18 protein-coding genes are annotated in these 25,638 nt (G+C 67.0%); 9 read left to right on the top strand and 9 right to left on the bottom strand.

Going from position 1 to position 25,638, the window contains the following annotated elements:
- Nucleotides 1-37: 37 nt before the first annotated feature.
- The 3 genes from WJU27_RS20125 to WJU27_RS20115 are packed head-to-tail and all read left to right on the top strand — an operon-like array spanning nucleotide 38 to nucleotide 2,665.
- A complete protein-coding gene (locus tag WJU27_RS20125; RefSeq protein WP_020165751.1) occupies nucleotides 38-907 on the top strand; it encodes a quinoprotein dehydrogenase-associated putative ABC transporter substrate-binding protein in 870 nt (289 codons plus the stop codon).
- Nucleotides 908-917: 10 nt separating this feature from the next.
- Entirely contained in the window at nucleotides 918-1,955 is a 1,038-nt protein-coding gene (locus WJU27_RS20120; protein ID WP_020165752.1) for a trypsin-like peptidase domain-containing protein, read from the top strand.
- A gap of 47 nt (nucleotides 1,956-2,002) precedes the next feature.
- On the top strand, nucleotides 2,003-2,665 hold the full coding sequence (locus WJU27_RS20115) for a hypothetical protein (protein WP_020165753.1): 663 nt from the start codon (nucleotides 2,003-2,005) through the stop codon (nucleotides 2,663-2,665).
- Nucleotides 2,666-2,681: 16 nt separating this feature from the next.
- On the opposite strand, the gene WJU27_RS20110 is transcribed toward WJU27_RS20115, so the two are convergent.
- From WJU27_RS20110 to WJU27_RS20095, 4 genes are read right to left on the bottom strand one after another with little or no spacing between them, the layout of a single operon-like run.
- Nucleotides 2,682-4,775 carry a putative bifunctional diguanylate cyclase/phosphodiesterase gene (locus tag WJU27_RS20110; protein ID WP_341423228.1) on the bottom strand — a complete coding sequence of 698 codons (2,094 nt, stop codon included), beginning with the start codon at nucleotides 4,773-4,775 and terminating at the stop codon, nucleotides 2,682-2,684.
- Entirely contained in the window at nucleotides 4,756-7,545 is a 2,790-nt protein-coding gene (locus WJU27_RS20105) for a response regulator (RefSeq protein WP_341423227.1), read from the bottom strand. The genes WJU27_RS20110 and WJU27_RS20105 overlap by 20 nt, the downstream gene beginning before the upstream one ends.
- Nucleotides 7,542-8,105 carry a YfiR family protein gene (locus tag WJU27_RS20100; protein WP_341423226.1) on the bottom strand — a complete coding sequence of 188 codons (564 nt, stop codon included), beginning with the start codon at nucleotides 8,103-8,105 and terminating at the stop codon, nucleotides 7,542-7,544. Before WJU27_RS20100 ends, WJU27_RS20105 begins: the two co-directional genes overlap by 4 nt.
- Nucleotide 8,106: 1 nt before the next feature.
- Complete coding sequence (locus WJU27_RS20095) at nucleotides 8,107-10,152, bottom strand: TonB-dependent receptor plug domain-containing protein (protein ID WP_341423225.1); 2,046 nt, start codon at nucleotides 10,150-10,152, stop codon at nucleotides 8,107-8,109.
- 172 nt (nucleotides 10,153-10,324) lie between these two features.
- Here WJU27_RS20095 and WJU27_RS20090 point away from each other — a divergent pair, with 172 nt between their 5' ends.
- From WJU27_RS20090 to WJU27_RS20070, 5 genes are all read left to right on the top strand, one after another.
- On the top strand, nucleotides 10,325-12,379 hold the full coding sequence (locus tag WJU27_RS20090) for a M3 family metallopeptidase (protein ID WP_341423224.1): 2,055 nt from the start codon (nucleotides 10,325-10,327) through the stop codon (nucleotides 12,377-12,379).
- A gap of 10 nt (nucleotides 12,380-12,389) precedes the next feature.
- Entirely contained in the window at nucleotides 12,390-12,968 is a 579-nt protein-coding gene (locus WJU27_RS20085) for a DUF4124 domain-containing protein (protein WP_341423223.1), read from the top strand.
- 102 nt (nucleotides 12,969-13,070) lie between these two features.
- On the top strand, nucleotides 13,071-13,829 hold the full coding sequence (gene xth / locus WJU27_RS20080) for an exodeoxyribonuclease III (RefSeq protein WP_341423222.1): 759 nt from the start codon (nucleotides 13,071-13,073) through the stop codon (nucleotides 13,827-13,829).
- Entirely contained in the window at nucleotides 13,826-14,488 is a 663-nt protein-coding gene (locus WJU27_RS20075; RefSeq protein WP_341423221.1) for a Crp/Fnr family transcriptional regulator, read from the top strand. The genes xth and WJU27_RS20075 overlap by 4 nt, the downstream gene beginning before the upstream one ends.
- Nucleotides 14,489-14,501: 13 nt before the next feature.
- Entirely contained in the window at nucleotides 14,502-15,281 is a 780-nt protein-coding gene (locus WJU27_RS20070) for an amidohydrolase family protein (RefSeq protein ID WP_341423220.1), read from the top strand.
- A gap of 637 nt (nucleotides 15,282-15,918) precedes the next feature.
- Here the strand turns inward: WJU27_RS20070 and WJU27_RS20065 are convergent.
- From WJU27_RS20065 to WJU27_RS20055, 3 genes are read right to left on the bottom strand one after another with little or no spacing between them, the layout of a single operon-like run.
- A complete protein-coding gene (locus WJU27_RS20065; RefSeq protein ID WP_341423219.1) occupies nucleotides 15,919-21,093 on the bottom strand; it encodes a two-partner secretion domain-containing protein in 5,175 nt (1,724 codons plus the stop codon).
- Between the two features lie 14 nt (nucleotides 21,094-21,107).
- Nucleotides 21,108-21,836: a peptidylprolyl isomerase gene (locus WJU27_RS20060; RefSeq protein ID WP_341423218.1), complete on the bottom strand. Its 729-nt coding sequence runs from the start codon at nucleotides 21,834-21,836 to the stop codon at nucleotides 21,108-21,110.
- Nucleotides 21,837-21,857: 21 nt separating this feature from the next.
- A complete protein-coding gene (locus WJU27_RS20055; protein WP_341423217.1) occupies nucleotides 21,858-23,480 on the bottom strand; it encodes a ShlB/FhaC/HecB family hemolysin secretion/activation protein in 1,623 nt (540 codons plus the stop codon).
- A 176-nt stretch (nucleotides 23,481-23,656) separates the two neighbouring features.
- On the opposite strand from WJU27_RS20055, the gene WJU27_RS20050 reads away from it, so the two are divergent.
- A complete protein-coding gene (locus tag WJU27_RS20050) occupies nucleotides 23,657-23,854 on the top strand; it encodes a YgaP family membrane protein (RefSeq protein WP_020165766.1) in 198 nt (65 codons plus the stop codon).
- 5 nt (nucleotides 23,855-23,859) lie between these two features.
- Here WJU27_RS20050 and rsmA read toward each other — a convergent pair whose 3' ends face one another.
- Both rsmA and pdxA read right to left on the bottom strand, forming a co-directional pair.
- Nucleotides 23,860-24,636 carry a 16S rRNA (adenine(1518)-N(6)/adenine(1519)-N(6))-dimethyltransferase RsmA gene (rsmA, locus tag WJU27_RS20045; RefSeq protein ID WP_020165767.1) on the bottom strand — a complete coding sequence of 259 codons (777 nt, stop codon included), beginning with the start codon at nucleotides 24,634-24,636 and terminating at the stop codon, nucleotides 23,860-23,862.
- Entirely contained in the window at nucleotides 24,636-25,631 is a 996-nt protein-coding gene (pdxA, locus tag WJU27_RS20040) for a 4-hydroxythreonine-4-phosphate dehydrogenase PdxA (protein WP_020165768.1), read from the bottom strand. The genes rsmA and pdxA overlap by 1 nt, the downstream gene beginning before the upstream one ends.
- Between the last annotated feature and the right edge of the window lie 7 nt (nucleotides 25,632-25,638).

The following is a 25,638-nucleotide window of genomic DNA, read 5'->3' as shown; positions in this document are numbered from 1 at the left end:
ACATCACGCCATATAGACACGGAGGAGAGACCCCAAGATGAAGTATCGACTGTCCGCTGCCCTCGCCCTGGCTGCCGCCACCGCACTCGCCGCGCCGCTCGCTTCTGCCGAAACCGGCGACGACAAGGTGCTGCGCGTCTGCGCCGATCCGAACAACCTGCCCCTGTCGAACGACAAGGGCGAAGGTTACGAAAACAAGATTGCCGAGCTTCTGGCCAAGGATCTCGGCTACACCCTCGAGTACGCCTTCTTCCCGCACCGCATGGGCTTCGTGCGCATGACGCTGCGCGCCAAGCACGAGAAGATTCCGGGCAAGTACAAGTGCGACCTCATCGTCGGTGTCCCGGTCGGTTTCGACATGGGCGCCACGATCAAGCCCTACTACCGCTCGACCTACGCGATGGTGTTCAAGAAGGGGCGCGGTCTGGACGACGTGAAGGTGCCGGACGACCTGCTCAAGCTGCCGCCGGAAAAGCTGTCCAAACTGAAGTTCGGCGTGTTCTCGCAGACGCCGCCGGTGGACTGGCTGCTGCGCAACAAGCTGTTCGATCAGGCCATCTCGTACCAGCGCCAGTCCGGCGATCCGGGCGCCTACCCGGGCGAAATCGTCGAGAAGGATCTGGTCGCCGACAAGCTTGACGTCGCGATGGCCTGGGGTCCGATCGCCGGCTACTTCGCGAAGAATTCCGGCGCTACCGACCTGGTCACCGTCGGCTTTCCGCCGGAAAACAACGTCAAGTTCGACTACGCGATCACGATGGCAGTGCGTTACGGCGAGAAGGACTGGAAGAACAAGATCGAGGAATCCGTCCAGCGCAACCTGCCGGGCATCCAGGCCATCCTGACCTCCTACGGTGTGCCGCTGATCGACGAATCGCAGGCCAGCCACACCGCGGCGGATCGCTGAGACCCGGGTCGTGTCGACGTACTTCCGCCTGACCGCGACCCTGCTGCTCGCCGCCTTGCCGTCGCTGGCCAGCGCGCTGGGCGAGCGGGACATCGCGGCGCTGATCAGCCTGCGTCCCAGCGTGCTGAAGGTGGAAGCGTCCGATGCCCGCGGCAACGTGGGTGTCGGCACCGGCGTGGCGGTGGCACCGGGCGTCATCGCCACCGCCTGTCACGTCACCGCACGGGCAAGCACGCTGCGCGTGGTGTCCAACGGCGAACGGATGCAGGTGAGCAGCCAGCGGGCGATGGTCGCGCGCGACCTGTGCCTGCTCGATGTGCCGGGTGCTGCGCAGGTGCCGCCGGTACCGCTGCGCGAAACGCCGCTCAAGCCGGGCGAGGAACTGGTGGCGCTGGGTTACATCCTCGGCGCTGCACCGCGCGTCAGCAACGGAACGGTATTGCGTCTGCATGCACACGACGGAGCGCAGGTCATCCAGAGCACCACGCCGTTCACGTCGGGCGCCAGTGGCGGCGGCATGTTCGACCGCGACGGCCGCCTCGTGGGCCTGATGACGTTCAAGTTCCGCGCCGGCACCGACAATCAGTTTTCCGTACCGGTCGCCTGGATCACCGAAGCGCTGAAGCTGCCGCCCGGCCCCGAGGTCGCACCGCTCGACGGCCGTCCGTTCTGGGACGCCCCGGAGCCGGCGCTGCCGCCCTTCCTGCAGACGCTGCGTCTCGAAGCGGAAGGTCGTTGGGCCGACCTGGAACGCCTCGCGCGCGACTGGATCGCCGGCGATCAGCAAAATGCCTCCGCCTGGCACGCGCTCGGCCGCGCACAGGCCGGGCGCGGCATCGACGCGACAGCCGCCTTTGTGCGCGCCGATGCACTCGAAAGCAACAACCCCGTTTTCATCAGCGACCTCGCACTGGCGCAGTACCGGACGAATGATCAGGCCGCCTATGCCAGTGCGCGCGCCCGTCTCGAGCGCATCGCGCCGACCGCCGTCGAAGCCCTCGACGCGCGCGTCAACGCCTGCGCCGGCGGTGCGTCAACAACATGCTGAATTCACCCCCAGAACGGGCATAGACCCGGCAATCACGAGGAGTCACCATGAAGTTCCGCCCCACCCTTCCCGCCCTGCTGTTCGGACTGTTCGCATCGATCGGCATCGCTCACGCAGAGCCGAGCCAGGAAATCACCGAAGCCGAGAAGCAGCTGTTCATGAACGACCAGATGTCGGCCGTGAAGGCCCCGGCCACGCTCAGCTATTCGTTCAAGCGCAGCGGCAGCCAGGAGGCCGCGTTCCAGGACACGGTCGAAGTGCGCGTCAGCGAGGAAAAAGGCGCCCGCAAGGTGAGCACCAGCTGTCTGAGCGGCGTTCGCAAGACCGAAATTCCGGAAATCGATGCCGCACAAAGCAACCCGGCCCTGATGTGCTTCCTCGAACGCGACATCCGTGAAATGGAGCGGCTGACCGGCGGCAAATCGAACTACTTCCGCAAGCGCATCCGCCTGGCACTGGCCGAAGGACCGAAGGCCACGCCGGTCAAGGTGAGCTTCGGCGGCAAGACGGTGGATGCGAAGGAATACCGCATCACGCCTTACCGCGACGATCCGAACAAGCAGAAGTTTCCGAAGTACCTCGGCAAGACCTATATCTTCGTGCTGTCCGACGCCGTGCCCGGCGGCATCTACCGCGTGGACACCGTGGTGCCGGATGGCAACAACGTCCTGATCGAGGAAGACATGGTGCTGGCTGGCAGCAAGGGCTGAGCCTGTACGGTGCCGCTCAGGCCTGACGCGGCACCGCTCCGAGCAGCCGGGCGAATCCGTCGGCCGGCAGCGGCTTCGAGAACAGGTAGCCCTGCATCAGGCCGCAACGACGGCTGCACAGGAAGTCTCGCTGTGCAGTCGTTTCCACGCCTTCGGCCACGACACCCAGACCGAGCGCATTCGCCAGCGCCAGGATGGCTTCGACGATGGACGCGCTGCTGCCGTCTTCCGGCAGATCGCGGACGAAGCTGCGGTCGATCTTCAGCAGGTCGATCGGGAACTGCTTCAGCGTAGACAGCGACGAGTAACCGGTGCCGAAGTCGTCGATCGACAGCTTCAGACCGATCGCCTTCAGCGCGCCCAGCGTCTTCATCGCCGCCGCGGGCTCCTGCATCACGGCACTCTCGGTCAGCTCGACGTGCAGATAGCTCGACGGCAGGCCGGTCGATTCGAGCGCGTGCGCGATCGACGTGAGCAGCGAATCCGAGCGGAAGTTGTGCGCCGACAGATTCACCGCGACCGGCACCACCGGCAAACCGGCCTGACGCCATTCCGCCATCTGGCGGCAGGCGGTCAGTACCACCCACTCGCCGAGCGGCACAATGAGGCCGGTTTCCTCGGCCACCGGAATGAACTGCACCGGCGACACCATGCCGCGTTGCGGATGTTGCCAGCGCAGCAGTGCCTCGGCCGACACGATGCGGCCACTGGCGGAGTCGACCTGCGGCTGGTAATGCAGCGAGAACTGGCCGCTCTCCAGCGCACGCGCCAGATCCTGTTCCAGCGAAAGCCGCTCCACCGCCTGCTGCTGCATCGCTTCGGTGAAGAATTCGTAGGTGTTGCGCCCGCGCTGCTTGGCCGCGTACATCGCCATGTCGGCGTGACGCAGCAGCGTTTCCGGATCGGCGCCGTTGTCCGGGAAGATGGCGATGCCGATCGACGCGGTCACCACCAGTTCGACGTGGGTCACCTGCAGCGGCCGGCCCAGTTCGGCGCAGATGCGCGCCGCCACGCGCGCGGCGTCCTCGGCGCGCGACAGGTCGGTCAGCAGCACGGTGAATTCGTCGCCGCCCAGCCGCGCCACCACTTCTTCGTGCAGTGAATCGTCGTGCGCCACCAGATCGGCCGAGCGGATGGACGCGAGCAGCCGGCTCGCCACCTCGCGCAATATCTGGTCGCCCAGCGTGTGACCGTAGCTGTCGTTGATGCGCTTCAGACGATCAAGATCGAGGTAGAGCAGCGCGCAGCGCGAGCCGGTGCGCTGCGAGCGTGCCAGCGTGTGGTCCAGCATCTCACGGAACATCTGGCGATTGGCCAGACCGGTCAGGCTGTCGTGGTAGGCGAGGAAGCGGATGCGCCGCTGCGCCTGCTCGCGCTCGGTCACGTCCTGCGTAACGCCCTCGATGCGCACCACGCGGCCGAATTCGTCGCGCACCGGCAGCGCCTGCTCGTACAGCGTCACCACGGTTTCCTCGTCGCGCTGCACGCGGAAACTCATCTGATAGGCCTCGCCCTCGCGGGCGCGCTCCATCGCCTCGCGCAGATGCTGGCGGTCCGGGCTGAGCACGCGCGACAGCAGACCGAAGGGTACCTCGTGCAGCGAACCGGGCGTGTCGCCCCACAGGTCGAGACAGATCTTGCTGCGCTCGCAGCGATCTTCGTCAACATGCCACAGCCAGCCGCCCAGTCTGGCGACGCGTTGGGCAACCGCCAGCCGGCGCTCCGACGTTTCGAGGTCGGCGACGGTGTGGGCCGCACGCAAGGCGTAGCGCACGCGATAGACCAGCAGGGTCCAGTTCAGGGGCTTGGTGACGAAGTCGGTGGCGCCCAGCGAATAGGCGCTGTCGATCGAGTGCGTGTCGTCCATGCCGGTGAGCATGATGATGGGCAGCGAGCGCCCGTGCGGCCGCTCGCGCATCTGTCGGCACACCTCGAAGCCGTCGATGCCGCCCAGACTCACGTCGAGCAGCACCAGCGAGAACTCGTGGCGGTCAAACAGGTCGAGCGCCTGTTCGCCGTCCGCGGCCTCCATCACCTCGAACCCCGAGGCGATGAGCGCCTCTGCCGCCATCAGGCGGACCATCACATCGTCATCGACCAGCAATATCACCGTCGGCTCCCGTCGCATCCGGCGCGCATGCAGCGCCCTGTGTCGTCATCAAATATTCCAGAGCGCTGCATGTCTGCAGCAGAATCTGCTCGAATGTGCGCTGTGCCACGTCGTCGAAGTCGACGCGGCCGGTACGGGCTGCGTTCTCGATCTCGCGCGCCCTCTCATAGACCAGGCGGGCCCCGAGCGCACCGCTCGAGCTCTTGAGCCGATGCGCCGCCGCCCGCAGCGCCGGCGCATCGCCCTTCGCCGCAGCCGCCTGCATCGCCGCCAGGCTGGACGACGACTCGCGACGGAACAACGCAGTCATGCGTGTCATCAGCCCCGAACCATTGCTGCGCATGCCGGGCACGCTGAACAACTGTACTTCGTCGATCAGGGTCGCCGCCATCGCGCCCGCCATCGGCGTCGCATCGGCCACGCCCTCCTTGCGGACGTAGCGCACCACCATCCTGTTCAGTTCGCGCAGCGGCAGCGGCTTGGGCAGGTAATCGGTCATGCCGGCCTCGATGCAACGTTCGCGGTCGCCGCGCAAGGCGTTGGCCGTCAGCGCGACGATGGGCACCGGGGTCCGTCCGGCGTCCTGCTCGAATTCGCGGATACGCCGCGTCGCCTGGAAGCCGTCCATTACCGGCATCTGGCAATCCATCAGCACCAGATCGAACACGGTCTGTTCGACCGCTTCGCACGCCTGGACGCCGTTGTCCGCGGTGCTGACGCGATAGCCCAGTTCGCGCAGCATCTCGAGCGATATCTCGCGATTGACCGGATGGTCATCCACCAGCAATACGGAAATCGGCCGCGCATCCGGTGCGGCGGCCGATGGAGCGACATCGGCCGAAACATGGCGCGGCGGCGTGTCGCCGCCCAGGACGGACTGCAGCTCACCACGCAGCACCGGTTTGCGCAGCGTGGCCATTGGCGGTTCGACGACCTCGGGGTCGGCAAAGCCCTGCACGCAGACGAACAGAGGCGGCTCGGCCAGGCGCTGCGCGAGCACACCGGCCAGCGTGGGCGCATCGCCGTCCGGAAGCTTCTGCGCACACAGCACCGCGTCGAACGGCAGGCCGCAGAAGTACGCATGCATCAGCGCCGCCATCGCACCGTGCGCGTCAGCACAGCGCGCATGCTCGACGCCCAGTTCGTCAAGCATGTCCGCCAGCGTCCGCGCAGCGCGCGGCACCGGATCGACGACGAGTACCCGGCGCACCGTGCTCGGCGGCAGCGGCGACGACGAACGCACGCCGGCGATGTCGAACGGCAGCACGAACCAGAATCGCGTGCCGTAGCGTGGCACGCTGCAGAAACCGATGGCCCCCTTCTGCAGCAGGATCAGTTCGCGCGTGATCGCCAGCCCGAGGCCGGTGCCCCCGTACTGGCGGGTGGTCGAACTGTCGCCCTGCGAGAAGGCCTCGAAGATGTCCGCTTCGGCCACCGCCGGAATGCCGGCGCCGGTATCGATCACATCGACATGCAGCACGGCGCGACCGGGCCGTGCCTGCTGGTCGGCGCCGGTGGTCGACACATCGACCAGTACCTCACCGCTCGCAGTGAACTTCACCGCGTTCGACACCAGGTTCACCAGCACCTGGCGCAACCGGTGCGGATCTCCGATCAGCGCCCGCGGCAGCGCCGGATCGATGCGCAGCGACAGCTCGATGCCACGTGCCCGTGCGCTGTCGGCGAACAGCATGACCACATCCTCGACCACCTGGCGCGGAAAGAACACGACCTTTTCCAGCGTCAGCTTGCCCGCCTCGATCTTGGAGAAGTCGAGCACGTCATTGATCACGCGCAGCAGCGATTCGGCCGAGCCGGCGATGCCTTCGACATAGCGCCGCTGACGGTCGTCGAGGCGGGTGCGTTCGAGCAGACCGGCCATGCCGATGACACCGTTCATCGGCGTGCGGATTTCGTGGCTCATGTTGGCGAGGAAGCGGCTCTTCGCCTCGTTTGCCGCCTCGGCCTGTTCCTTCGCCACCCGCAGCTCGCTGGTCCGCGCCTCGACTTCGCTTTCCAGGCGATCGCGATGGCCGCGCAGTTCGGCGTCGCGCAGCGCGATCTCGTGCAGCATTTCGTTGAATCGATCGGTGAGCTGGCCGATCTCATCATTGGCCAGGCGCGGCACCGCCACGTCGTAGCGACGCTCGTCGACCACCCGGCGCGCCGACGCGATCAACGCCTGTACCGGATCGGTCACCCGCCGCTGCATGCCGGCCGACAGCCGGTAGGCGAGCAGGAAGGACAGCGCGGTGGCGATGCCATTGATCAGCATGGTGGTGGCGACCCGGCTCCACAACGGCAGCAGATCGGCCTCCAGCACGATGACGCCGAGGCGCTGATCGTCATCGACCAGCGGCCGCGCGAACAGCAGGCGCGGCGACCACAGCGCACCGATCACCGTCATTTCGTCGATCTGCTGCCCCGGCAGCGGCGGCGGTGCGGACGGCGGAAATGCGGCGAAGGGCACGCCGTCGTTCAGCTGTATCCAGGCACGCGTCACCGCCGCCACGCTGGACACCGCGGACAGTGTGCCGCGCGCCGCATCGGGGTCGCTGAAGGCGAGTGCCGACGCGCTGTTGGCACCGATGATGCGCGCAGTCGCGTCGAGCTGATCAACCAGCCGCTCGCGTTCGCCGAGCAGACCATTGAGCGAGGTGAGCACGAAGTTGATCACCAGCCCGGTCGCCAGCGACAGCAGCAGCACGCGGCGCAACCGGGCGCGCAGCGGCAGATCGGGCGGCTCGGCGAACAGGCGTGGCAGCTTCATCGGGGCCGCGCTCCAAGGTTGCGCGCCAGTTTCAGCAGCTGCGAACTGGCTTTCAGGTTGGCCCGCTGCAGCGCCGCCTGATTGATGTCGAACTGCAGCCGGTCGCCATTGCGCACGATGCCTATCATGCCGCCGCCATCGACGAAGCCGTCGGCGTCGCTGACCGTCAGCACCGCCTGCGCCGGCACGTGCTTCAGCGCGGCCACCACCCCTCGGTCGCTGCTGTCGCTCAGCACCGCGATGTGGCAACGATCGAGCTCCTCGGGCTGCACATGGCGTCTCACGTGGAAGGTGCGCCCGGCGACGGCCCGTCCGTGGAAGGCGCCCAGCGCGTCGCCGATCGCGCTCGCATCGCCGATCACGCAGGCAACGATCTGCGCCAGCGTGCCCTCCTCGGCCGGCCATTCGATGTACTTGGCGAAGTTGAACACGAAGGCCGCCTTCAGCTGCTCCTCCGGCAGGTGCGGCTGCGCCTGACCGGCCAGCGCACACAGCAGTGCGCCGACGGTGCCGACCCAACGCAGGCAGCGCAGAGCCCGGGTGCGCGTGCGGAGCGTCATGTCAGAAGGACCAGACCGCCTTCACATAGGCGCCGCGTTCAATCGCCAGTGAAGAGGACGGCAGCGTGTCCGCCGCGTAGTGCACGCGACGCGCGTGCAGCAGGTTCTGTCCGACCAGCGACAGTTCGAGCCCGCTGCGCGGCGTCCACGCCAGACGCAGGTCGAGATCGGAGAACGACGGAATGCCCGCTGGTTCGACCCGACTGCTGTGGCGCAGCCAGGCATCGAACTTCAGCCGTGGCGTCAGGTTCCACAGCGAACGCAGCGACAGGCGGTGTCGTGCATCGGCCGAGTAGATGAAGAAGTTGGTCAGCGGAATGTCGGCGCGAAAGGTGCGGTCCAGCGCCGTCGAGTCGGTGTAAGTGTAGGCGCCGTGCAGCGACCAGTCGGTGCCCGGGCGATAGTCCGCCGCCAGTTCGAGACCGTGCGCGCGGCTGTCGTCGCTGGCGCGCACTTCGAACTCGGCCAGCAGGGTGGGATCCGGCATCGCGACCACGCCATTGAACACATTGACGTACTCGGCCTGATGACGGTAGCGCGTCGCGAACGCGGCGACATCCACGGTCAGCGGGCCGCTGCGGTAGCGGTAACCCAGCTCCAGCGAGGTGGCGGTTTCGCTGCGCATGTCGTGGCCCCCACCGGCGCTGCGTATGCGGAAGCCGCCGGCCAGCGGCGGCTGCGGGAAGGGGCCGAGTTCGGCGTTGAAGTCGCGCAGCGCACGCGACGGCTGCCGCGTGGTACGCGACGCCGCCGCCCAGAAGCTGTGCGGGCCGTCCGGCGTGAACATCAGGCGTGCGGTCGGTTGCACTTCCGGCTTGTCCAGATTGCTTTCCTCGACACGGGCGCCGAGCACCAGGTGCAGACGCTCCGGCAGCAGCGTGATGTCGTCCTGCACGAATACGCTGGTCCAGGTAGTGCTGCGGCTCGGCGGCTGGATGAAGCCGCCGATCAGCTGCACGTTCAGCTGGTCCGAGGTATGGCGGTAGCTGGCGCCCCAGATCACGTCATGACGACCGCCCCGCGGCTCGCGCCGCTGGAAGTCGATGTCCAGCGTATTCCGCGCGTCGTCGATCGGGCCGACCGCGTTGTCGACGGCAAAGCTCGAATGCGCGTAGGACGCCTGCAGCGAGTAGTCGGCACCGCTGTCGGCGATGCCGGCATAACGCATCAGCAGATGGTTCTCCTGCGAATCGAAGCGGCCGGGTATCGGCGCACCGCCGAAGGTATAGCGCGTCAGATCGAGTTCCTCGCCATGCCGCGTGCTGCTCGCCCCGGCCTGCAGCGTGAAGGTATGGCCGCCGCCGAGCCGGCTTTCCCAGAGCACACCGCCGGCGGTGTTGCGTCCGTCGTCGTAGCCGGCCGAACCATCCGGCCGGTCGCTGGCGTCGCTCAGGCGGCGCTTGGCCCAGATGCGTCCGCTGTGACTGTCGCCAACGCTGAAACCGTGACGCACGGCAAGCCAGCCACGCTGTTCCGTCCCCGCTGCGGCGCTGACCAGCGTGCCCTGCGTGTCCTGCGCGCGGCGGGTGATGATGTTGATCACGCCATTCATTGCGTTGCTGCCCCACAGCGCACCGCCCGGCCCACGCACCACTTCGATGCGTTCGACGTCCTCCAGCATCAGTTCGCGGTCTTCCCACACGGTGCCGGAGAACAACGGCGTATAGACACTGCGGCCGTCGACCAGCACCTGCAACTTGTCGGCGAAGCGGCTGTTGGCACCGCGCAGCGAAATCGCCCAGCTGCCGGAAGAAATGCGCCCGACCTGCACGCCCGGGGCCATCTGCAGTGCCTCCGGCACCGATGCCGCACCGGAACGCTCGATGTCCTCGCGCGAAATGACGAACACCGCCGCCGGCGTGCTGCGCAATGACTGCGGCTTGCGGGCGGCGGTGGTGACCTTGATCTGCAGCAGATCTTCCAGCGCGAGCCCGGCCAGGTCGGCGCTCTCGTCATCTGCGGCAGCCACCGACGACGCGCAGCAGAGTGCCAGCGCGCAGGCGCGCACGCGCAGGGAATCAACTCGCGTCGGACGATGTCTTTTCATGGCTCGGGCTTATGTTTGCGGCCCCGTCTCCAGACGCGGCTTTATTCTGCATCTGCTTTCGGCATGGAAATGCCCAACTTGAGTGAGCGGCGCGCAGAGCGGGCTAGAATCCCCATTGAAATCCGCGCGCGACCGCCGCACGTGTCAACCCGTACCGAACCGTCCGCACACCATGACCACGAATCCATTGCTCGATTTTTCCACCCTGCCCCGCTTCGATGCGGTGCAGCCCGAACACGTGGCGCCGGCCATCGGCGAACTGCTCAAGCGTTACCAGGCGCTGATCGACGACCTGACCGCGCGCGCCGAGCCCCCCACTTGGGACAGCTTTGCAGCGCCGATCACCGACATGGGCGAGCAGGTGAACCGCGCCTGGGGCATCGTCGGTCATCTGCACGGCGTCAATGACGTGCCGGCGTGGCGCGAGGCCTACAACGCGACGCTGCCCGACATCACCCGCTTCTACAGCGCGCTCGGCCAGAACCTCGCGCTGTTCGCCAAGTACAAGGCGCTGCGCGAATCCGCTGAGTACGCGACGCTGTCGCCGGCGCGCCAGCGCATCCTCGACAACGAGGTGCGCGATTTCCGGCTGTCCGGCGCCGAACTGGCTGAGGACCAGAAGCCGCGCTTCAAGGAAATCCAGGAAGAACTGGCCGCGCTGTCGGCGAAGTTCAGCGAGAACCTGCTCGACGCGACCAATGCCTTCGCCGAGTACGTCACCGACGAAGCGCTGCTGGCCGGTCTGCCGGAAGACAGCATCGAGGCGGCGCGCGAAGCCGCCCATCGTGACGAGCGCGACGGCTGGAAGTTCACGCTGCACATGCCGTCCTACCTGCCAGTCATGCAGTATGCGGACAACCGTGACCTGCGCGCCCGCATGTACCGCGCCTACGCCACCCGCGCCTCCGAGTTCGGCGAAGCCGAGCGCGACAACACGCCACTGATCGCCCGCATCCTGGCGCTGCGTGCCGAGGAATCGAAGATGCTGGGCTTCGCCAGCTTCGCCGAACTGTCGCTGGTGCCGAAGATGGCGGACACGCCGGAACAGGTGATGGACTTCCTGCGCGACCTCGCCGGCCGCGCCCGGCCGCACGCGCAGCGCGACCTCGACGAACTGCGCGCCTTCGCCCGCAACGAATTCGGTCTCGACGAACTGCAGCCCTGGGACATGACCTGGGTGTCGGAAAAGCTGCGCGTGCAGCGCTACGACTTCTCGGAACAGGAAGTGAAGCAGTACTTCCCTGAGCACAAGGTGCTGGAAGGCCTGTTCCGCGTGGTCGAAGGGCTCTATGGCGTCACGATCAAGCCGGACACTGCGCCGGTGTGGCACCCGGACGTGCGTTTCTTCCGCATCGAGCGCGCCGGTGGCGAACTGGTCGGCCAGTTCTACCTCGACCTGTACGCGCGCGAAACCAAGCGCGGCGGCGCCTGGATGGACGAGGCGATCACCCGTCGCGCGGTCAGGGGCGGCGTGCAGACGCCGGTTGCCTACCTGAACTGCAACTTCCCGTCGCCGGTCGGTGGCAAGCCGGCCACCTTCACCCATGACGACGTGATCACGCTGTTCCACGAAAGCGGCCACGGCCTGCACCACCTGCTCACCCGCGTCGACGACCTGCCGGTATCCGGCATCCACGGCGTCGAGTGGGACGCGGTCGAACTGCCCAGCCAGTTCATGGAGAACTTCTGCTGGGAATGGGATGTGCTCTCGGGCATGACCGCCCACGTCGATAGCGGCGAGCCGCTGCCGCGCGCGCTTTACGACAAGATGATCGCCGCCAAGAACTTCCAGAGCGGTATGCAAACGCTGCGCCAGATCGAGTTCTCGCTGTTCGACCTGCGCCTGCACCACGACTTCGTGCCCGGCGGCGACAAGACCCTGCTGCAGCTGCTCGGCGAAGTGCGCGACGAAGTGGCCGTGGTGCGCCCGCCCGAGTGGAACCGCTTCGCCAACAGCTTCAGCCACATCTTCGCCGGCGGCTATGCGGCCGGTTACTACAGCTACAAGTGGGCCGAAGTGCTGTCGGCCGATGCCTTCGAAGCGTTCGAGGAGGCACGTGGCGTCGCCGGCACCGTGCTCGACACCGCCACCGGCCGCCGCTTCTGGGACGAAATCCTCGCCGTCGGCGGTTCGCGCCCGGCGCTGGAATCGTTCAAGGCCTTCCGCGGCCGCGAACCCAAACCCGACGCGCTGCTGCGTCACAGCGGCATGGTGGCCGCGGCCTGAGGAGAAGATGATGACGCTGCGCAGACTGCTCTGCGTGACCCTCGCCGGCGCCGTGTGCGCCGCGCCGGCCCTGGCCCAGACCTACAAGTGGAAGGACGCCCAGGGCCGCACCCACTACTCGGACACACCGCCGCCGGCCGACGCGCGCGCGGCGACCGAGAAGAAGCTGCAACCCAGCGTGGTCGAACAGGGGCCGAGCTATGCCGAACGCGAGGCGATGAAGAACGCGCCGGTCACCGTCTGGCTCGGCAACGAGTGCGACAAGCTGTGCGAGTCTGCGCAGGCGCTGCTGAAGAGCCGTGGCATCGCCTACAGCGAACAGCGCATCACCACCGAAGAGCAGAAGCAGGCCTTCGCCACGCGCTTCAAGGTGAAGGAAGCCCGCGTGCCAGCCATCGCCGCCGGCGCCGACCAGCTGATGGGCTTCAGCGCCGACGCCTGGACCCGCTTGCTGGACCGCGCCGGCTACCCGGCAAAAGGCAGTGCCAAGCCACAGCCACCGAAGCCGCCCGCCGCCGCGCCCGAAGCACCGGAGGGTGCTGCCGCCGAGGGCAACGGCCAGACCGCGGAGCCGCCTGCGCCGCGCTGAAGATCCCGCTGACGCAACTGTTCAGTGTCCGGCGCAGATGGGACAATGCGGCGGCCCTGCAGGGCCTTGCCCGCTCACTGCCTGCCCGTGACACCGATACCGATGAAGATTGCCTGCTGGAACGTAAATTCGCTGAAAGTCCGCCTGCCCCACCTGACCGACTGGCTCGCCGCCGAACAGCCGGACGTGGTGTGCCTGCAGGAAACCAAGACCGAAGACGCCAACTACCCGCGCGCCGAACTCGAGGCGGCCGGCTACCACAGCGCGATCAGCGGCCAGAAGACCTATAACGGCGTGGCCATCCTGTCGAAGCGGCCGGCCGAGGACGTGCAAATCGGCATCCCCGGCTTCGACGACGAACAGAAGCGCGTCATCGCCGCGACGGTCGATGGCGTGCGCATCGTGTGCACTTATTTCCCGAACGGCCAGGCGGTCGGCTCGGAGAAGTTCGAATACAAGATGCGCTGGCTGGTCGCGCTGACCGACTGGCTGCGCGACGAACTCACCCGTCACCCGCAACTTGCGCTACTCGGCGACTACAACATCGCGCCCGAGCCGCGCGACGCCCACCCGGACTGGAAGGATGACATCCACGTGTCGCCGCCGGAACGCGCCGCCTTCGCCGGCCTGGTCGCACTCGGTCTGACCGACGCCTTCCGGCTGTTCGAGCAGCCGGAAAAGACCTGGTCGTGGTGGGACTACCGCGCCGGCGCCTTCCGCCGCAACTTCGGCCTGCGCATCGACCACATCCTGCTGTCGGCACCGCTCGCCGCGCGCTGCACTGCTTGCGTCGTCGACAAGACGCCGCGCAAGCTGGAGCGGCCGTCCGATCACGCACCCGTCATCGCCACGCTGTCATGAACGGACACACCGACGCACTCACCGCGATCTATCCGCTGCTTGCCGGCCTGTCGCCGGAAGCTCGCGCGCTGATCGAGAAGGAAGGCCGCGCGATGGAGGTGCCGGCCGGCACCCGCATCTTCGACGAACACCAGCCCTGCGGCGGTTTCCCCTTCGTGCTCGAAGGCCAGGTGAAGGTGGCGAAATCCTCGGCCAACGGCCGCGAACTGCCGCTGTACCGCGTGCATGCCGGAGAGACCTGCGTCATATCGAGCGCCTGCCTGCTCGGCCACATCGACTACAACGCCCACGCGGTCGCCGAAACGCCGGCCCGGCTGCTGGTGCTGCCGACTTCGCTGTTCGACCGCCTGCTGTCGGAGCCCGCCTTCCGCCAGTTCGTATTCGGCCTGTTCGCCGAACGCGTCGCCGAACTGATGCAGCTGGTCGAAGCCATTGCCTTCCAGCGCCTCGACCAGCGTCTGGCCGCACTGCTGCTCGGCCACGGACAGACCTTGCACACCACGCACCAGCAGCTCGCCGACGAACTGGGCAGCGTGCGCGAAATCGTCAGCCGACTGCTGAAGAGCTTCGCCGAACAAGGCCTGGTCGCGCTCGGCCGCAACCAGATCGACATCCTCGACCCGGCCGGCCTGCGCGCGCTGGCCGCCGAACGCAAGTAGGACGGCACCGCCTATGGACAGCACCGCTCTGCCGGACGTGGAGGGCGGCCTGTTCGACGCCCACCTGCACATCATCGCGCCCGGCTTTCCGCTCATCCCGAACCAGGGCTATCTGCCGGACTTCTTCACCGTCGATGACTATCTCGCCCGCGCCAGGCCGCTCGGCATCACCGGCGGTGCCGTCGTGTCCGGCAGCTTCCAGGGCTTCGACCAGACCTATCTGCTCGACGCCCTCGCCCGCCTCGGCCCCGGTTTCGTCGGCGTGACGCAGCTGCCCGCCGACACGCCGGATGCGGTCATCCTCGACCTCGATTCAAAGGGCGTGCGCGCCGTGCGCTTCAACCTGCAGCGCGGCGGCTCGGAAGACGTATCCCAGCTCGAACGCATGGCGCTGCGCGTGCATGAACTGTGCGGCTGGCACGTCGAACTCTACGTCGCCAACCGCCACCTTGCAGGCCTGCGCGACCTGCTGGCGCGACTGCCCAAGGTATCCATCGATCACCTCGGCCTCACCGCCGAAGGTTTCGACGACCTGCTGTGGCTGGTCGAGCGCGGCATCAAGGTGAAGGCGACGGGATTCGGGCGCTGTGATTTCGATGTTGCAGAGGCACTGCGCCGGATCGATGCGGTGAATCCGGAAGCGCTGATGTTCGGGACGGATTTGCCGTGTACGCGGGCGCCCAGGGTGTTTCGCGCCGAGGACATCAACCTGCTTGTGGCTCGGATTGACGGATACGAAGGGAGGGCACTTCGCGACAATGCAATGACGTTCTTTCGGACAAGCTCCGACTGATTTGCTGGCGCAGTCAGTTCAGGCGGATTGGAGTGACCTGCCGCGGATCTTCGGACTATTTGAGTCGCCCGCGGGTAGCAGCCTAGAGTGCGGAAGGCGTTATGGACAGGAGTTGGTGCACTCGCCAATAGTGGAGATGTCGATGAGGCGCGCCGTGAGCAAGCAGATGATCGCTCCCCTGATAACGATAGCCAAAGCACCCAGAACAACTAGTTCGCGCCAGAGGGTAACGGAGGTTTGACTCTCGTCAGCCTGTGTACGACATTGAGATCTTCCGAGTATTCACAATCCCTAAAATCGAATTCCCGATTATCAATACAGAGCTCGGTGGCCAGCCATGCACACAACTCATCGATCTTCTGTGTCAGTTCGAATGGAGTCGGCAACACGTCCAACGGGATTGTCTCTGGCAGCGATGGCGCATGGGAGAAGTACAATATGCTATCCGCTATGACCTTCCTGCTTCGGTCGTCGAAAGAGTCATAGTATGGCTTGATGTATTTCCTGATGACATCGCGCACCTCACTGCTGTTGGCGCCATTCACCATTGCAAGCTCAGAGAGAGTTGGCTCTGGCGGATCGAGAACCGGCGCCAAGACTGCTTCAATTTGATTGAATCCGACTGGTCTCACAGCGTTCACCTCAGCTTCGGATATGCCGTGTAGGGCATACCTCTCGCATCAAACCGTATCACAGCCTTTGTAGTCTGCGCGTACGTCACACCACCTTTGAGATAGCCATCACCTATGGTTCTACCAAGGTCGATAGTCACCGACGTCTGACCAGTATTGTTGTAAATGATCTGGGCCTTGCGAATTGCCTCAGCCATGTCTTGATAAGACGCCCACCTGGACGCATCAATACTCCTGCCTTGAACGCCATCGGGCGTGATTCCCGTCTGAGCACGCAATCGCTGTGCGGACAACGACGTCTCCGGACCGTGTCGAGAAACAAAGTGCGCATCTTGAATGTTGCTTTCTAATCGTCGCAGTTCAACCGCTGCAGCCCTTTCGTTGATCAGAAAGTCGACATTCCTCCCACCAGGACTTTGGCTTGCCTCTCTTAGTGCAGATGAGTCAGTACTTGCGCTATCGACAGTAAGCACCGTCTCATCTCGAGGATCAACCACCTCACGAGGACCGCTTTGCTGCTTAGTGTCTTTCGACGCGCGCTGCAGAACACCAAGAGTGCGTCCGCCGGTCCCTGCGAATATTCCGGCGCCTCCAGAGACGGTGAGCACTCCATCAGTGAATAGAGCCGCACGCATCCGCTGCGCTGCGTCGATCTCCCCGGCTGCCTCCAGTCGCGCTGCCTCGTCAAGCTGTGCCTTGATCCCTTGTTCGATCGTATCGATCGGCGACTGAAGAAACTGTCCGGTAGCAACTGCCAGCTGCGCCAGCGCGTCCCGGGCGGCGGGATCGACGGGCGCGCGTATCAGCAGGGTGCCAAGCTCGATCGTCCCGGCGAGTCCCGTGGCGACGGACTGTGCAGCGCCATCGACGACGTTGTAGACCATCGCATGGGTCATGCGCATGCGGTACATCGTCTCCAGCGCCTGGATGCTCGCAAGCTCCCGATCGGTAACGGAACCGGGCTCGATACGCCGCTCCTGGTAGCTCGCGACAGCGCGCGCCAGGTCGAGATAGGCTGCCTGACACGCCGTGCTCGACGGAGCCGAGCAGGCCGTCGACAGGGCTTCGTCGCGGTTGCGGTCGAGCGTGCCCAGCCGCCGCATTTCCATGCGGTCAGCGTCCGTGCAGCGGCTGGCGATCGAGCACTTCTGCCTAAGCCGCTCCAGCGCCTGTGATTCAGCGTGGGTCAGATAGTTGAACAGCGTGACGTTCTGCGCCGCCAGCGCACCCGACACCGCATTACCGCCCACACCTTCAGCGGCGGCTCCGCCGGCCATCATGCTGAGAGCGGTCAGCAGGGCGTCGCCGCCGGGGCTGCCGCTCAGCCCCAGGCTGGCATCGATCGGCCGTTCGACCAGTACTGCGGTCATCGCGCCGATGGCACCTGCCATCGGGTCACCGCCACGCGCTGCCTCGGCCATCGCGCCCAGTGCGCCGTGCGCGAGCAGGTGGCCGACGCTGCCGTGCTCGCCGAACACGCCGTCGCCGATCCGGCCTGCGCCCAGGGCGGAAGCCTGATTGACGGCCGAGTAGAGCAGCGCAGCTTCGAAGCTGCTGCCGGTCACCTCGCCGATCAGGCCGGAGGTCAGCGCCCGGGCGGCGAAACGCTCGAGGGGATCGTTGAAGGTCGTTCCGGTCCACTGTGCGGATCCGGCACTGAGGCCGGCAGCGAGGCCGCTGTTCAGTGCGTTGCCGATGTCGAGACGACCGCTGGCCACCATCTGGCCGATCGACGACGAGATCGTCTGCGTCACGAAGGCGCTGGCCACGGTGTTGCCGAAACCGGCTGCACCTGCCGAGGAAGCCGCAGCGAAAACCGAACCGGGCGAGGCGAAGCTGCCGATGAAGGTGGACACGTCCACGCCTATCATCGAGGCGACCAGGAAACTGGTCGCCATGCCCATCACGTCGCTGAAGCCGAAGTCCTTCTCGAAGCGGTAGTGCAGGTCGTCGCGCGCCACATCGCGCACGAAACGGCTGCCCAGTTCCTCGGCCAGTTGTGCTTCGAAGGCTGCACTGCGCTGCCGCGTGTCGTCGACGCCGTCGCCGAGCAGACGGAACTCGCCTGACAGCGACTGGATGCGATCGATGTCCAGTGCCCACTGCGCAGCCTGCATGAAGCCGCCGGCCTGCACCTGGCTGCCTTCGACGATCAGCGTGCCGCCGTCGACCTTGAATTCCTCGTAGTAATAGGCCGAGCGCTTGCGGTTCAGCAGTTCGTCGGCGGTCACCGACAGCGTTCCGTCCGACAGCACGAAGCCGGTGTTGTCGACCGTGCTGCCGACGATGACGATGCCGACGTCAGCATCAAGCAGACCGCCCGGAATCACCGCAAGCTGAGATTGCCAGTCCTCCGGCAGATAGATCCACGGGCGCAGTGCGCCATCGCGCTCGACGTACCAGAGGATGGGCGATCTCAGCAGCGACTGCTGCGCCTCGCCAAGCGCCGACCCCATCGGAATGCCGTGCTCGACGGCGAACGCATAGCCGTTCGCCGCCAGCAGCGTGCGCTGCTGGGCCTCGGGCGATTGCCCGGTCAGCGGGTCCCAGCTCAGCCCGGGCAGTATCCAGCCACGGTGCGTGGTCGCGAGCAGCGCGTTGCGCAGCGCTGCAGTCTCCTCCTCGGGCGTCAGCGCGAACGGTGCACTGCTGGCGAGGTCCGCCGGCAGCAGGCGCATCAGCGCTGCACCGCTGTAATCGCCCGGCGGCACCGCAAGACCGCCGTGGGCGCCGTAGGCGGCGACGTCGATGGCGGCCGGCGGCAGCGACAGCTCGGCGGTGCGGTGGTAGTAGTCCGCGACCACGTCGAAGCCATTGCGGATGTGGTCGGCGCGTACCGCCATGCTGCCGGCGTGGATGCTGCCGGTATTGACGAAGGAGGACAGCGCCGTCGGAACGTTGCCCAGGCTGCCCGGCCCCTGGTCGATCAGCCGGGCGAGCGAAGCCAGCAAGAGAGCTGAGCGGTCAGCCGACGGGACCGGGGCAGGCGGCGGACGCGAGCCTCCACCCGGTGTGCCGCCGGCGCCGCCATCCGGAGGCTGGCCGACCGAAAAGTCCGCCCCTGCCTGGATGATGCCCGGCAGCACGCCCAGCTCGACGCTGCCGGATGCGCTGCGCATCCAGTCGATCGGGTCGAGACAGACGTCGGTGGCGACGTCGCCGCAGCTGCCGTCGTCACCGAACTGGGTTTCCGGATCGATCAGCGAGTAGCGCGAGGACCAGGCCGCGCCGTAGCGCCTGTCTTCGTTCAGGAAGTCGGGCGCCGTGATATCGATGCGTCCGCCAGCGAGCACGCGCGCACCGCGATTGACGAAACGCTGCGCGCTGACTGTCAGGTCGCGTCCGGCCACCATGGTCGCTGGCGCCGCCGGCTGTTCGATATCGGCGCTGCAGACGCCGGCATACTCGGTTCTGCAGCCGTCGAAGTATTCGTAAGCGACCTCGACACGGCGGCTGTCGACCCGTGTTTCGTTGCTGACCTCTTTCGCTACGATGGTCAGATCGCGGCCCGCTTCGATCACCGACGCGTTGGCGAAGCGCGCGTCGAGCAGCACCTGCAGATCCCGGCCGGCCGCCAGCGTGTCGCGATTGACATAGTCGTCGGTGCCCGACCCATTCGAGGTTGCCGTGCCTGCGAGCAGTTGCGTGCGCAGCGTGTCGTGGTCGCTCAGGACGTCCGGCGCGTCGAGCAGGTAAAGATCACTGGCGGCGCGGAACAGCCGGCCACTCACCTGCGGCGGCTCATGTTCGTCAGGAACCGGCGCAAACAGAAAGAGGTCGCGTCCGGCCGATGCGTTACCGGACGCAGCGGACTGCTGCGGTTCCTGCCACAGGAAAAGGTCACGCGCTGCGACCAGCGAGCCGTCCTCGTTGTCGGCCGCGTTCACGAACAGATCAAGTCCGGCCGACATCGCGCCGGCGTTGAGCATCCGCACTGGCGCCCGCTCGTCATCGATCGCGCGACTGGAATGAGCGCCCGTCAGATGGCGCTGATGATCGGGCACACGCACTGTAGCCGCGGCTGCGTTCATCGTGCCGCCCGAGCGGATGACACCCGTGTTCAGGCCCATGCCGAGACCGGACATCGACAGCGCGCTGCCGGCCTCGATGCGCCCGGCGTTGCGCAGCGCCGTCCAGCCGTCAGAGTTGTCGCCGACGAAGCCCAGACCGATGTCGCCACCCGCGCTCATGCTCGCGGCCGCCGCGAGATCGAGACCGGTGCCGACGAAGTGCAGATGGCGGCCAGCCTCGACCGACGCGGACAGCGCCGAGTCCATGGCGCCGATGTTGTAGAACTCGACGTCTCTCCCCGCGCTTACCGCGGCGTCGAGCAGCACGGTCTGGCGCGACGCGATCAGGATGTCGGCGGCCGCGAGCAGCGGCGCAGAGGTGCGCACGCCGATGTTCTCGCCCATCGCGATCAGCTGGATGCTGCCAGCGCTGACGGTCTGGCCGATGTCGATGGCGATGAAATCATCGCTGCCCTGCGGATACGCCGCGAGGTCGTCCGGGACCAGCGACGTGCTATCGACCACGGCCCGGCCTGCGAACAGCCGTGCGTCGCCTGTCGTGCGCAGCTCGCCGCGCGTGCGCACGGTCTGCGCGACCAGGTCTATGCGCGCCGCCAGCGCGGCCAGCCCGCTGGCGCCGATGTCGATGCGGCCACCGGTCACATCGAAGTGCAGTGCGCCGTCTGCCCAGACCGGCCGACCGGTCGTCAGCTGCACGTGCGGCGTGCCGACGAAGCCGCAGCCGTCACAGCTGATGCCGTTCGGATTGGCGATGACCAGACGCGCCGCTTGTCCGGCCACTTCGATGTGCCCCAGCAGCGCGCTTGGTCGATTGCCGGTCACCTCGTTGACGATGAGGCTTGCTGCCGCACCACCAAGATTCGTGTTGGCCGGCACCGATCCGACCAATGCGGAACTGGCTCCCGTCGGTGCATTGTTCAGCACCAGCCCTCGTGCAGGTACGTCGAAGGCCGACCAGCGGTTGTGCGATGTGCCGCGCGCATCGGCGGCCACGATGTCGACGACTGACACGCCCCCGACCGTTCCGACGCGCGCCTGCTGATGCGCGGCGGCCGTCGCGTCCGGCGTCAGGTCGGCACGCACGGGCAGCGAAGCCATCAGCATGACGACGGACATCGATGCCGCAAGGTGGCGACGGATCGAGCGCATGGAGGCCTCCTGTCTCACGGTCGCGAGCCCATGGCTTCGCGGAGGATCTCGTCGCCCAGTGCGCGCGCCTGCGCCAGCGCCGATTCGCGCAGGAAGAGCGCGCGCAGCGTTTCGCGCGCGCTTTCGAAGGACGGCCGCTGCGTATCGCGCACCGCTTCGAGCAGCACGAGGGCCCAGCTGTCGGCCAGCGCCAGTGGCTCGCTCACTTCTCCGGGCGCGAGATGCGGGAGCACCCGGGCAATCTCCAGCGGCAGACCGTTCGTCTGCCCGACGGTCGGCGGCGAGGCGAAGCCGACCCAGCCCAGTTCGCCGCCGCGCGCAGCCGACGGCACTCGGGACAGTTCGCCGGCAAGCTGCGCGAACGGAACGCCGGCCTTCGCACGCTCGTGCGCCCGCCTCACCGCCGCGGCGTCATCGCTCTGCAGCAGCCTGATGCGGTACTCCTGCGGCCCCGTCCTCCCGATCAGTTCGCGATAGCGCGCCTGCAGCGCCTGTTCGCTCGGCTCGACGGGCCGGATGCGGCTGCCGACGTAGGCGTCGATCGCCGCCTGCCTACGGTCTGGGTCGGAAGCGCCGGTACCATCGTCGAAACCGGCTGCCAGCGCGCGCCGCCACAGCAGGTCGTGCGCGAGGGTCTGCGTGGCGGCGGCCGCGGCCGTGCGTTGGTCCGGCGGACTGGCGGCGGACACAGCTACCGCGAATGCCAGCAGCGTGACGCAGACGAGGGCTCGAAACGGGGTCATCGTGTGCTCCGTGCGCGTCCGTCAGATGGCATAGCCGAGGGCAAAGCGAATGGTCCAGCCACTGTCGGGAAGCGCCTCGGGGCGCCGTAGCGGCGTGCTGATGACGGCTTCCCATACGAAGTCCGGGGTGCTGCCGCGCACACCGGCTCCGGCGCCCGCCAGCGTCATGCGCGGCCCGTCGATCAGCCGCGTCGCGCCCTGATCGAAATGGACGAAAGGTGTGGCCACCCGAGTGTCGCGGCCGAAAACACCCGGGAAGCGCACTTCGCAGCGCAGCAGGTAGCCCGTATCGCCGGCCACCGCTGCCTCGTCGAAGCCGCGCACCGTATTCAGCCCGCCGAGCAGCAGCTGTTCCGCGCCGGGCAGGCTGACGCCGGTGCGCTGTAACGTCAGTTGCGACGCGAATTCGATGCGCCCGCCGTCGTCCCGCGCCACGGCCGCAGCGGCCAGCGACCACTTGGCGAACTGGTAGTGGGTGTGACTGGCCGGCATTCGCTCAGCATCGACCTCGGCGCCGAAGGACCGCAGCCCAACCGACAGCGAAGGTTCGACGAAGTACTGGACGTGGCCGAGGCGCCCGGTCCGGCTCCACGCAAGACGCGCCACGGTGCTGCGGCGGGTGTCGAGTTCGACCGGTCCGAGCGTGCGTGCGATGCGCGTGCGCTGGACGCTCAGATCCACCACGTCGCGTCGCTCGGCGTCGAGCGCGAGCACTCGGTTCCAGCCGATGACGGCGGTCCGTGCTGAGCTGTCGAAGGACAGCCCGGCAAGCGTGCTGTCCGAACTGGAGCCGGACAGCGTCGCCGACCAGGTGTTGAAGCCATCGGGCACCGACAGCGACGCCAGCAGGGCCTCACTGTGGGCGCTGCGCAGATGCAAGAGCTGGATGTCCTCGAACAGTCCGAGGCGATTGCCGAAACGCAGGCCGACGCGGGCGCGGCCGGTTCCGGTCGACCGCGTGCCCAGATTGTCCGCGCCGATGGAGACCGAGGTGCTCTGCCCGGGCCGCAGCGCGAGATCGATCACGCTGCCGCCGTCCTGTGCGCCGGGCAGCACACGCACCTGAGCCTGCACCATGCGCAGCCGGTTGATCTGCTGTACGCCCTGTTCGAGCGCCTCCTGCGTCAGTACGTCACCGGGAGCCAGCGGAAAGGCCCGCGCGACCGCCGACGGTGGCGCATCGTTCGAACGGATGACCTCGAGACGGCCGGGCACGACCTCGATACGGAGCAGATTTCGCGCAGGGTCGAGGGTGGCCAGACGCGACCGGCTGGTAATCCAGCCTGCCTCGACCAACCGGGCGTCCAAGCGGCGAAGCAGCAGCGCGATGCGGCGTACGCCGAGCGGCACGGCGGAGAACTCGTCGGTCAGCGAGGCCAGCACATGCGCCGGCAGCAGGCCTGCGGCGTCGATCTCTATCGATGGCCGCTCGATCACGACGCCGTCCTCGACGACCGAGTCGGGCCGCACGTGCAGCGCCGGAGCGGGTGCGTCCGCAGGTGGCAGTGCGTCGCGTTCCAGTCGCGAGCGCTCCGCGGCCTGACGCTGTTCGTCGAGCAGGCGCTCGGCTGGCTCCCGCGCATGCACCTGGAGCGTGCCGAGCAGCGCAAGGATGCAGCACACGATGCAGCGGGCGAGCGACATGTCTGACGACCTCGTTCACGACGATCGCGCCACTATCCATATGTCATTTTCAGATGTCAACAGCGCTGGCCGGACAGCTGCAGCGACCCTGCGCACGCTGTGTAACCTGGGTCACTGAAGGCGGATGGCTCCGCGCGGAGCATGGCGTTACACCTTACCTACTCGGGAGAACGATCATGAAAAGCAATGTGGGCGGCATCGACAAGATCCTGCGTATCGTCGTCGGCGCCGCGCTGATCGCGCTGGCGGCGATGGGCCAGATAGGCGTGTGGGGCTATATCGGCGTGGTGCCGTTGCTGACCGGGCTGTTCAATTTCTGCCCGGTCTATCCGCTGCTGGGCATCAGCACCTGCGGCATCCGCAAGGACGCCTGAGGAGTTCAGCGGCGCTCGGCGCAGTGGTTGGCGATTCGCACGTAGTCAGCGACTTCGAGGGTTTCGCCGCGGCGTGACGGGTCGATGCCCAGCGCGTCCCAGTCCGCCGTATCGAGGTGCTCGCGCAGCGTGTTGCGCAGCGTCTTGCGGCGCTGTCCGAAGGCGGCCTTGACGATGGCCGACATCAGCAGCGGATCGCGTGCGGTCAGCTCTTCGACCGGGCGCGGACGCAGATGCACGATGGCCGACATCACCTTGGGCGCCGGCCGGAAGGCGCCCGGCGGCACGTCGAACAGGTGGGCACATTCGAAGCGGTACTGCAGCATGACCGACAGCCGGCCGTACTCGTCGGAGTCCGGCGCGGCAACGATGCGATCGACCACTTCCTTCTGCAGCATGAAGGTCATGTCGCGCACGTGTTCGGCGTGCTCGGCGAGGTGGAACAGCAGCGGGCTGGAAATGTTGTACGGCAGATTGCCGATCACCCGCACGTCGTCGCCAAGCGCGCCGAAGTCGAACTTCAGCGCGTCGGTTTCGTGTATTTCGAGCTTCGACGCCAGATCGCCCTCGCGCAGACGCTGCGCGAGATCGCGGTCGATCTCGACGACGTGCAGGCGATCGATCCGCTCAGTCACCGGCCGCGTCATCGCGCCCAGCCCCGGGCCGATCTCTACCATCACCTGACCGGGTTTCGGATCGATGGCCGCGACGATCTTGCGGATGATGTTGCCGTCGACCAGGAAGTTCTGGCCGAAGCGTTTGCGGGCGCGGTGCTGTTCCATCAGTGCCGGCTCATCGCAATGGCCGCCTCCACCGCCTCGATCAGACTGCCGGCATCGGCGCGGCCGCTGCCGGCCAGGTCGAGCGCGGTACCGTGATCGACCGAGGTGCGGATGATGGGCAGACCGAGCGTGATGTTGATGCCGTGGCCGAAGGTCGCGTACTTCAGCACCGGCAGGCCCTGGTCGTGGAACATCGCAAGCACGGCGTCGGCGCCGTCCAGGTGGCGCGGCACGAACAGCGTGTCGGCCGGCAGCGGGCCTTCGAGGTCCATGCCTTCGGCGCGCAGCGTGTCGAGCACCGGCGCGATCACGTCGATCTCCTCGCGCCCCATGTGACCGCCCTCGCCGGCGTGCGGATTCAGGCCGGCGACAACGATGTGCGGTCGGGCGATATCGAAGCGCGTACGCAGGTCGGCGTCGAGGATGCGCAGCGTCTGCGTCAGCGATTCGCGGGTGATGGCGGCTGGCACGGCGGACAGCGGCAGGTGCGTGGTGGCGAGCGCGACGCGCAGCCAGGGGCCGTCGGCGTTCGCGCCGGTGCGGCCGGCCAGCATCATGACGACGCGCGGCGTGCCGGTGCTGTCGGCCAGGTATTCGGTGTGACCGGAGAAGGGCACGCCGGCGTCGTTGATGACGCCCTTGTGCAGCGGCGCGGTGACCATGGCGGCGAACTCGCCGCTGACGCAGCCGTCGCGGGCGCGGTCGAGCAAGGACAGCACGTAGCGGGCGTTGGCGACGTCGAGCCGTCCAGCCGCCGAGGGCACGGCCAGCGGACTGTGCAGCACTTCGAGCGCGCCGTCGTCGGCGTCGCTTGCCGGGTCATACGCGCGCAGTTGCACCTCTAGACCGGCCGCCTGTGCGCGTTCTGCAATCAGGCCTGCATCGCCGAGCACCACCAGCCGGGCGGCGAAGCGTCGGCCGCTCAGGGCCGCGCACAGTTCGGGGCCGACGCCTGCCGGTTCGCCGCTGGTGACTGCGATGCGGGGACGGTTCACCGCGGTC

It is taken from the genome of Methyloversatilis sp. NSM2 (genome assembly GCF_038066675.1).
GTDB lineage: Bacteria > Pseudomonadota > Gammaproteobacteria > Burkholderiales > Rhodocyclaceae > Methyloversatilis > Methyloversatilis discipulorum_A.
The sequence above is the reverse complement of the archived record's forward strand: the minus strand, read 5'-3'. Positions and strand labels throughout refer to the sequence as shown.